The sequence below is a fragment of the Candidatus Nitrosotenuis chungbukensis genome, assembly GCF_000685395.1.
Lineage (GTDB): Archaea > Thermoproteota > Nitrososphaeria > Nitrososphaerales > Nitrosopumilaceae > Nitrosotenuis > Nitrosotenuis chungbukensis.
Map to the genome: position 1 here is coordinate 184,741 of NZ_AVSQ01000020.1, position 6,113 is coordinate 190,853.

Below are 6,113 nucleotides of genomic sequence, written 5' to 3' on the forward strand. Positions count from 1 at the left end.
CCATTCAAAGAATATAATCAAGTAAAATAAAGATGTCAGATATTGATACGCTACGAGATTAATCCCCCAAGAGTAATCCAGGAAAAGGTGCTCTCCCATAAGGAGGTGCAAAGCTCACTTGACAAGCTCAAAAAAAGAATCTTTGAGATCAGCAAGTACTGCAACGGCATACACCTAACGGATTCTGTCTTGGGAGTTCCAAGGATTTCCCCGATTACTACAGGTGCTCTAATCCGAAACGACGGGCTGAAGATAAACATCACTGCGAGTCTCCGAGTCCGCGACAGGAACCTGATTTCGCTCACCCAGTCAGTGTATGATGCAGTATTGTTGGGGCTGGACGGCCTGCTCATACTAAAGGGGGACGAGCCCCCGGAGGGGCCAAAAGACTCCAAGCTTGCGCCAAGCGAGGTTGTAAAATACTTCAAGGACTTGGGGTTTGGGGAGAACTTGGACTTTTACCTGTCAATTCCCGCAAGCCCAAATTTCGATAAAATACAAAAGAAAATCGACGTTGCCCCGACAGGGTTTGTGACCCAGGTGATACAGGCACCTGAGCAGGTCTTTAGAATAGTCGACAGGCTAAAGCCGCAGGGCTTTAGAATAATACCGGTGATAATGGTGCCGTCTGAGAAGAACGCAAAGTCGTTTGCAATGCTTGGAGTCGACCAGGCAAAATTCAAGGACAGATTCGTCGACTTTGTCACAGAGATTCACAAATCCACCGGGGACGTCCTGATAACGTCGCCAAACGACTTTAGGGCAGCATCCGAAGTACTGGAACAGTTAAAAGAATTAAAAAGAAATTAGCCAGTACCAGGTTATAATGAAACAAAACATTTTGGATGCCATGAGCCAGAGGATTTTGCTTTTTGACGGCGCGATGGGAACTGAAATACAAAAGTTCAACCCAGAGCCAAAAGACTTTCCCGACGGAAAGGACGGCTTCAACGACGGGCTGATACTCACGCATCCCGAATGGATAAGGCAGATTCACAGGGAATACCTAAAGGCAGGTGCCGACTGCATCGAGACAAACTCGTTTGGCTCCAACAAGCTAAAGCTAGACGAGTACGGGTTTGGCGAAAAAACAGTTGAGATGAATCAGAAAATTGCGGCGCTGGCATCAGAGGTATCATCAGAGTTTTCAGACAAGCCAAGGTATGTCATAGGAAGCATGGGCCCCACAGGATTTTTGCCAAGCTCAAATGATCCCGACTTGGGGCAGATATCACTATCAGAAATTAAAGACGCGTATGCATTGCAGGCAGAGGGCCTGATACTTGGCGGAGTGGATGCGCTGCTCATAGAAACAAGCCAGGACATACTTGAGGTGAAAATGGCAATAGAGGGCGCGCAGGAGGCAATGAAAAAGATAGGCAAGAAGGTTCCACTCATTGCAAATGTCACGCTGGACCAGTATGGCAAGATGCTGCTTGGTACAAACGTCCAGGCAGCATACACCACCATATCTGACATGGGAATAGACGTGTTTGGTCTAAACTGCTCGACTGGCCCAATAGAGATGACGCCAAGCGTGAGGTGGCTAGACGAGCAGGACGATCTCAAATTGCTGGTCGTGCCAAATGCAGGGATGCCAGAAAACGAGGGAGGCCACGCCGTATACAAGATGACGCCGGAGAAAATGGCAGACGCGCTAAAGGACTTTATCACAAAGTACAAGCAGGTGCGCATAATCGGGGGCTGCTGCGGGACCAATCCAGCACACATTGCAGCACTGCGAAAAGTAATTGATGAGGCAGACAGGAAATAAAAGTCAAACTCGTTGTTTCAAAATTTTTAACTAGCAAAAACTTTTGACTTCTGCAGAGATTTCACATGAGCATCAAACATCCAAGTACAAAGAAACCAGGCGTTGTAACGTGGATTGTTTTTTTGATTTCGATTGGAGTAGTCATCATCACGATAGCTTCTGCCATATTTCCTGCCATGGTTTTGGGATCAATGAACGGATTTCCAAAATATCCAATGAGTATCGATGTTTACGAGACAGGGATTTTGGCATATCCCATCACAGTAACAGGTGCCATCACGGGCATTCTGATCATTTTGCACGCAATGAAAAAACTTCCATCCGCATTTTCCAAATCAATCAAATCCATATCGAATTTAGAAGTATCCTCAAGGACTGCGACAGTTGCCATGATAGTTATTTTAGGCGCATACGTCGGCTTTACTGCAGGCGAGATTTTTCAGGGCGAGCAGTGGGAAGACTATAAGCGGATGGTAGAGCCAAAACTTCAGACGTGGAGTGTCGATCAGTTTTTTCAAATTAGAGGAAACCCGCTTTCCTATTTTCTACTAACCACATCGATGAGTGTTTTTGGAAACTACAAAGTTCTCGCATTCGTATCAAGTATCGCATTGTCAATTCTTGTATATTTTATCACGTACGCAATGTCAGGAAAAAGACTTGCAGGACTTGTATCCCTAGGAATAGTTCTTTCAAGTACGATATTTTTGACATATGACACGTCAATCACATATCCAAGCTTTTGGGTTTTGTTTTATTTGCTGTCACTGTTTACAGTTTACAGAGCGTGGCCGCTATCTCCGTTCTTTTTCATGCTTGCCATATTATCAAAACCGCTCTCCGTTCTTTTTATTCCAATGACCTTGTTTTACATATACAGGTCCGAGATTTCACAAAAAAAGAAGATCATGATCACGATACCTTACGGAATAATTTTGGCATCGGTGGTACTGATGCCGTATTTTTCCAACGTAAGCTTTACCAACAACATAACTTTTGATTCTCACCAATTCTGGAGCGGCTTTACCGCAGTAGCGTCACAGTTTCGCTTTGACTGGTTCATCCTTGTCTTTCTTCTGCCGCTAGTCGTTGGCTTGTTCATGCTTGCAAGAAATGGTATCAGGCATGCCGAGTCAGCGATGGCACTTATTTTAGGAATGCTTCTGCTGGCACCGATCATATCAGGCCTTTCAACGTACACGAACAACCCATACAGGTTTGTTCCGCTGGTGGTTTTCTTTGCGATGGGCGTAGGAATGGTATTTTCAAGCAGGGTTAATCAAGCGGGCGTATCACAGTCCAGCGAACAGTCGTAGTGTCCCCAGGCGCCGTCTGGTATGCATCGTATAAAACCATCATCACCGTCTGATATTGCTCGTTGACAGGCAGCACCCTCAGCTGATAGCCAGAGTAGGAATGGGTTTTGTCAGATTTTTCACTAGGGCCCATCCACTGAAACAACTCAAATCTTTTGCCGTCCCTTTGAATTATTTTTTTGTTGGGCAGCATGTCTAAAAATTCATCAAGTTTGTCAGGATTGAGAAACACGATTTTTTTTCCCTCAACATAAGAGACCAGATTACCGTCCGAGTCACGGTGCTGCAGCTGCAGCAGGACTTGGTGCATGTTGTCATTTGTCAGGTCAGCAGATGCAAAATAAGAAGAGCCAACAAGTCCATAAAAAACAGCACAGGCAACCACAATGACTAGGACATTTGCCGTCTTCATTTGTTAACAGAGCGCTGATTCTCTTTTAAAACTTTGGTAGAGGGTGTGAACTTGTCAGGAAAATCCCATGTGAGCCAAGTTTCAGATCTGTAAAACTCTATTTTGAGAAAACAGAAAGTTTGGATGTGACACCCAAGTTATGGTGTTTGTACGCATGACGCGTCTGCATCAGACATGGTTTGCAATGTAAGCCATCCAGTTACTAATCCTGTTCTTGTTATTATCACGGTTTGATCAGATTGGCCTCCGATGGTAAACGCCTGCATTTTTCCATGGTCAAGAGCATAGAGGGACTGGGCTCCAAGATTAGGAATTGAGATTGATATCTCAGTGCCTTCTAATCCGCGCAACGCCCCATAAACAAGAAAGTCCTTGTTTGATGTGCACGACCAGGTATCTGACGTCCAGATTGGACCAGCTGTAATTATTTTGCTAAACGTTCCTTCATCCTTTTGCATCGAGAGTAATATTGCGACTGCAGAGACAATTACTACAATTGTGACTGCTGCCAGAATTGCTTGAATGTTCATCTATATTGTTGTACGGGACGTCGTATTAATACATGCCTGATTTGTAAGAGGTGTCATAAAATTCACATTAATAAGACGAACAAAATATCAATCCAAAAACAGAACCGATGTGATGTTTTGGCTAATTTAGATAAACACAGTTATTTTACTTGAGGTTAGAAAAGTATGAGTTTTTTGTATTGTGAAATGGTTGTTCGGTTCAAACATAGATTGAGAATTAAAATAGATGAGTGTGCGTCTAGTTAAAATTTCCCACTGCGACTGATTGTGGACTTGTTCCGGTGCCAAAGGGGGTCGCTGTGCCAAATGAGCCCGTACCTGTGCCGAGGAGTACTGAGACGGTGTTGGTAACACGATTTGCCACTGCCAGATCAAGATTTGTGTCGCCGTTAAGGTAACCAACTGCTACTGACCATGATCCTGTCCCTGAGGGAAAGTTGCTTGCGGGGCCAAATGAGCCCGTACCTGTGCCGAGGAGTACGGATACATCGTTGCTAACACGATTTGCTACTGCCAGATCAAGATTTGTGTCACCGTCAAAGTCACCAACTGCTACTGACCATGATCCTGTCCCTGTGTTAAAATTGGTCGCGGGGCCAAATGAGCCCGTGGCGGTGCCGAGGAGTACTGAGACGTTGTTGGTAACATAGTTGGCCACTGCAAGATCAGGATATGCATCGCCGTTAAAGTTACCAACCGCTACGGAGCGAGGGTTGCTTCCTGTGCCATAGTTGATCGCTGTGGCAAATGAGCCCGCACCGGTGCCGAGGAGTATTGAGACGTTGGATGAAGCACCATTGGTCACTGCAAGATCAGAATATGCATCGCCGTTAAAGTTACCAACCGCTACGGAGGTTGGAGAGGTTCCTGCGCCAAAGTTGGTCGCGGTGCCAAATAAGCCCGTACCGGTGCCGAGGAGTATTGATACATTATTGCTACCGCCATTGGCCACTGCAAGATCAAGATTTGTGTCGCCGTTAAAGTTACCAATTGCTACGGATGCAGGGCTGGTTCCTGCGCCAAAGTTGGTCGCGGTGGCAAATAAGCCCGCACCGGTACCGAGGAGTACTGATACACTACTGCTACCGCCATTGGCCACTGCAAGATCAGAATATGCATCGCCGTTAAAGTTACCAACCTCTACGGACGTAGGGTTGGTTCCTGCGCCAAAGTTGGTCGCGGTGCCAAATGAGCCCGTACCGGTGCCGAGGAGTATTGAGACGTTGGCTGTGCCACCATTGGCTACTGCAAGATCCATTGCAACAAACACAGGCGTTGTTGCACTGGAAGTATTCGATGCAGGTCCTGTTCCAATAGCATTGATTGCTGAAACTCGGTAATTGTATTGCGTTCCACCTGAAAGACCAGTGTTGGAATAACTAGTAGATGTTGAACCAGTGTTTGCAACTATTGTGATCCAGCCACCACCTATCGGCGATTCACGTTCTATTTTATAACCAGTTATTGGGGAGCCGCCATCAGATGCTGCGGTCCACGATAGGTTGATCTGTGAAAACGATATTGCTGTCGCTACAAGTCCTGTTGGTGCGGACGGTACGGTAGCTGGTGGAGGAGGTGACGAACTAGATGCACATATTGCATATCCGTTGAGAACTGTTGGTCCCTGACCAGCACCAATAGTTATCGATACAAGCCAAGTGTTTGGACTAGTTGGGCTGTTGTGCGTTATAGCATTGAATCCTCCACTCACTACATAATAACCGCCGCCAGTTACAAAGTCACCAGCATTGCAGCTCATCGTAATAGTTCCATCGCTCGATAAAGTGGCAGAAGATGTTACAGTGTAAAAGTTCATTATTCCTTGAGGACCGGTTGCACCTGTAGCTCCTGTGAGACCAGTTGCACCTGTGAGACCAGTTGGACCGGTTGCACCTGTGAGACCAGTTGGACCGGTTGATCCTGTTAAGCCAGTTTCACCTTGAATGCCTTGAGGACCGGTTGCACCTGTTAAGCCAGTTTCACCTTGGATGCCTTGAATGCCTTGAGGACCGGTAGCACCTGTTAAGCCAGTTTCACCTTGGATGCCTTGGATGCCTTGAGGACCGGTAGCACCTGTTAAG

Annotated in this window: 6 protein-coding genes; 3 read left to right on the plus strand and 3 right to left on the minus strand. The window is 46.2% G+C overall.

Annotated features, from left to right (window positions below; translation table 11 throughout):
* Positions 1-42: 42 nt before the first annotated feature.
* From NKMY2_RS09020 to NKMY2_RS09030, 3 genes are all read left to right on the plus strand, one after another.
* On the plus strand, positions 43-810 hold the full coding sequence (locus NKMY2_RS09020) for a methylenetetrahydrofolate reductase (RefSeq protein WP_052347706.1): 768 nt from the start codon (positions 43-45) through the stop codon (positions 808-810).
* A 16-nt stretch (positions 811-826) separates the two neighbouring features.
* The gene (locus NKMY2_RS09025) at positions 827-1,774 is read left to right on the plus strand and encodes a homocysteine S-methyltransferase family protein (protein ID WP_042687281.1); all 948 of its coding nucleotides are present in this window, start codon (positions 827-829) and stop codon (positions 1,772-1,774) included.
* A gap of 65 nt (positions 1,775-1,839) precedes the next feature.
* Positions 1,840-3,090: an ArnT family glycosyltransferase gene (locus tag NKMY2_RS09030; protein ID WP_042687285.1), complete on the plus strand. Its 1,251-nt coding sequence runs from the start codon at positions 1,840-1,842 to the stop codon at positions 3,088-3,090.
* On the opposite strand, the gene NKMY2_RS09035 is transcribed toward NKMY2_RS09030, so the two are convergent.
* The 3 genes from NKMY2_RS09035 to NKMY2_RS10360 form a co-directional block, all read right to left on the minus strand.
* Positions 3,050-3,502, minus strand: a complete 453-nt coding sequence (locus tag NKMY2_RS09035; protein WP_042687287.1) for a hypothetical protein — start codon at positions 3,500-3,502, stop codon at positions 3,050-3,052. The two genes, NKMY2_RS09030 and NKMY2_RS09035, sit on opposite strands and share 41 nt — an antisense overlap.
* Before the next feature lie 137 nt (positions 3,503-3,639).
* Complete coding sequence (locus NKMY2_RS09040; protein WP_042687289.1) at positions 3,640-4,032, minus strand: hypothetical protein; 393 nt, start codon at positions 4,030-4,032, stop codon at positions 3,640-3,642.
* Positions 4,033-4,270: 238 nt separating this feature from the next.
* Positions 4,271-6,113, minus strand: a 1,843-nt coding sequence (locus NKMY2_RS10360; protein ID WP_177316543.1) for an FG-GAP-like repeat-containing protein, incomplete at its 5' end; no start/stop codon positions are given.

Coding starts and splice junctions, on each gene's coding strand:
- NKMY2_RS09035 (WP_042687287.1), bottom strand. CDS start 3,502: ATGAAGACGGCAAATGTCCTAGTCATTGTGGTTGCCTGTGCTGTTTTT.
- NKMY2_RS09040 (WP_042687289.1), bottom strand. CDS start 4,032: ATGAACATTCAAGCAATTCTGGCAGCAGTCACAATTGTAGTAATTGTC.
- NKMY2_RS09025 (WP_042687281.1), top strand. CDS start 827: ATGAAACAAAACATTTTGGATGCCATGAGCCAGAGGATTTTGCTTTTT.
- NKMY2_RS09030 (WP_042687285.1), top strand. CDS start 1,840: ATGAGCATCAAACATCCAAGTACAAAGAAACCAGGCGTTGTAACGTGG.